The 3,302-nt window shown below is 69.8% G+C and carries 1 protein-coding gene and 1 pseudogene; both read left to right on the forward strand.

Features of this window, described 5'->3' with window-relative positions; translation table 11 throughout:
- Nucleotides 1-201: pseudogene (locus tag ABY44_RS00235) on the forward strand (acyltransferase domain-containing protein); the annotation flags it as partial.
- 75 nt (nucleotides 202-276) lie between these two features.
- Nucleotides 277-3,302: SDR family oxidoreductase (locus ABY44_RS00240; RefSeq protein ID WP_431640692.1), on the forward strand; the 3,026-nt coding region annotated here is incomplete at its 3' end.

A 3,302-nucleotide genomic window follows, 5' to 3' on the forward strand; every position in this document is an offset into this window, starting at 1 on the left:
CCGGCCGAGGTGTTCTCCGAATCGATCGAGCTCGAAGCCGAACTCGGTATCGACTCGGTCAAGCAAACCGAGATCATCCAGCGCATCACCGCGCGCTACGCGTTGCCGCCGCTGCCCGCCAATTTCCGCAGCGGCGACTTCAAGGCGATGGGGCAGATCGTCGATTTCGTCTACGAGAACCAGGGAAAGGCGCACGCCTGACGCCCGTGGGCCGAAACGTTGGTCGGCAGGGGGGGCCCTGCCCGTAATGACAAGTTCTCGATAGGCAGGCGATCCATGTCGAATACCAGCATGCGCGGCAAGCTCGTTCTCGTGACGGGCGGTGCGAAAAACGTGGGCAAGGCAATCTGCAGGCGTTTCGCCGAGCAGGGCGCGCACGTGATCCTGAATTTCTTCCATTCGCTCGACGCGTCGAAGGAGACGGCCGAGGAACTGCGCGCGCTCGGCGCGACCGTCGACGTGATCCGTGCGTCGGTCGCGCAGCAGACGCAGGTCGACCGGATGTTCGACGAGATCGAACGGCGCTACGGCCGCCTCGACGTGCTCGTCAACAATGCGGCGTCCGGCGCGCTGCTCGGCGTCGACGAGATCGGCGCCGAGCATTTTGATCGCGCGCTCGACACCAACCTGAAAGGCGCGTTCTGGTGCGCACGCCGCGCCGCGGCGCTGATGGCGCGTTCGGGCGGCGGCGCGATCGTCAATGTGTCGTCGGTGGGCGCGACGCTCGTGCCCGCGAACTATCTCGTCGTCGGCACCGCGAAGGCGGCGCTCGAATCGCTGACGCGCTATCTCGCGGTCGAGTATGCGGGGCGCCAGATCCGGGTGAACGGCGCATCGTCGACGCTGATCGACGGCGACGTCGCCGCGCAGTTTCCGGACCCGGAGAACACGAAGCGCTCGAGCATCGCGGCGACGCCGCTGAAGCGGCTCGCGCGCGCGGAGGATCTCGCCGATCTCGTCGTGTTTCTCGCGTCGGATGCCGCACGCTGGATCACCGGACAGGTGGTCGTCGCGGATGGCGGGTTGTCGCTGTGCAGCGAGGGATTGTCGCCGCGCGCCGAATGGGCGAACGCCGGGCAGGATGCGGGCGCCGCCGCGGCCGTCGCGCAACCGGCCGCGCCGGCCGACGACGCATCGGAGCGCGACGCGCCGGACAGCGACGACATCGCCGTGGTCGGCATGGGTCTCGCATTGCCCGGTGCGAGCGATCCGGACGCATTCTGGCGCGCGCTGCTGGACGGCCCCGAGCTGTTCGGCAACGTGCCGCCGGATCGTTGGGACTACCGGTCGTTCTACTCGCCGGATACGTCGGCGGAAGACAAGAGCTACCAGTCGCGCTCGGTCTTCATCGAACAGTTCGAGCCGTGCTCGACGCTGCGCGCCGAACTCGACGCCGGCACCGCGCCGCGCGAGCTCACGACGCTGTGGCTGCGCCACGCACTGTGCCAGGCGCTCGACGGCGTGACGCTGCGCGATGCCGACCGCGTCGCGTTCCTGGTCGGCTACACGGCGGACGGCAGCCAGCATCTCGAGGAAGGCATGGTGCTGGCCGCCGCGCGCGAGCGCCTGAACGCGGTGCTGGCCGACGCGGGCGTCGACGCGGCCGAGCGCGCGCGCCGCGTGGCCGCGATCGATGCGGTGCTGAGCGCGCGTTATGCGCGCGGCGCGGGCGATCTTGCGTCGTTCTTCCCGCATCGGGTCGGCCTGAATGCGATGAAGGGCGTGCTGCCGGACGACGCGGAGTACATGATGGTCGACACCGCGTGTTCGTCGTCGCTGTATTCGATCGATCTCGGGATCAAGGCACTGCTGCTCGGCAAGCAGGACGTGGTCGCGTGCGGCGGCGCGTTCGCGCTCGCACCGCGCGGCTCGATCCTGTTTTCGAAGCTGCACGGGCTGTCGCGCAGCGGCGAGGTGCGGCCGCTCGATCGCAACTGCGACGGCGTGCTGTTCGCGGACGGCGCGGGCGTCGTGATCCTGAAGCGCCTGACGCGCGCGCGCGCGGACGGCGACCGCATTCTCGGCGTGCTGAAGTCGTTCGGCTCGTCGTCGGACGGGAAGGGCAAGGCGATCTACGCGCCGAATTCGGCCGGCCAGCGCATCGCGATCGACCGCGCGTATGCGCGCACCGCGACGGTGCCCGCCGACGTCGACTGGGTCGTGGCGCATGCCACCGGCACGCCGGCCGGCGATCTCGCCGAATTCCAGAGCCTGCGCGATGCGATCCGGCGCGATCGCCCGGTGCAGGTGACCTCCAACAAGTCGCTGGTCGGGCATACCGGCTGGGCGGCCGGCGTCGTATCGGTGATCCAGGTGCTGCTCGGTTTGCGCCATCAGGTGATTCCGCCCCAGCATCGCTTCAGCGAACCGCCGCCGGAATTCGATCTCGACGGCACGAACCTGCGGATTCCGGTGGCGCCGGTCGAATGGCCGGCCCGGCGCGATTCGGCACGCGTCGCGGCGGTGTCCGGGTTCGGCTTCGGCGGCACGAACGGCCACCTGATCGTGTCGGAGTACCGTGCCGATCTGCCGGCCGGCGGCGCGAGCGGCCGCTTCCAGCGCGAACCGCTGGCGATCGTCGGGTGGTCGGCGAAGTTTCCCGGTCTCGACGGCGACGCACAGGTCGAGGCCTGGCTGCGCGGCGAAGGCCGCGCGCCGGACGCGAGCTTCGGGATCGGCTATCCGCTGCCGAGCTTCGCGCGCGTGAAGATGCCGCCGGCCGTGTTGCGCGCGCTCGATCGCTGCCAGCTGATGGCGCTCGATGCCGCGCACGACCTGCGCGAACGTCTCGGCACGTTCTGGGGCGAGCATGCGGACACGATCGGGCTCGTGATGGGGCACATGGGGCCCACGCGCAACGCGGCGCTGTATGCGAGCCGCTGCTATCTCGACGACATCGCGGCGGCGGTGCTCGACGCGACGCGGCCGGACGAGCGTGCGACGACCGAACGCCTGCTGGACGGCCTGCGCGAGGCGACGCAGCGGCTCGTCGCGCCCACCACCGAAAACTCGTTTCCCGGGATGATGCCGAACGTGATCCCGGCGCGCGTCGCGAATTATCACGATCTGCACGGGATGAACATGACGGTGGACGCAGGCCACGCGTCGACGCTCGCCGCGTTCGAGGCGGCCGAGCGTTTCCTGTGCAGCGGCGAGCTCGACATGGCGATCGTCGGCGGGATCAACGGCAACGCCGCGGAGGAGGTGGGTCCGGCATTCGGGCTGCCGCTCGCGGAGGGCATCGTGCTGTTCGCGGTGACGACCGTGCGGCACGCGCAGGCCGAAGGGCTGCCGGTGCTCGC

Origin of the sequence: Burkholderia sp. ZZQ-2 (assembly GCF_050768715.1) — a bacterium.
Taxonomy (GTDB): Bacteria; Pseudomonadota; Gammaproteobacteria; order Burkholderiales; family Burkholderiaceae; genus Burkholderia; species Burkholderia cepacia.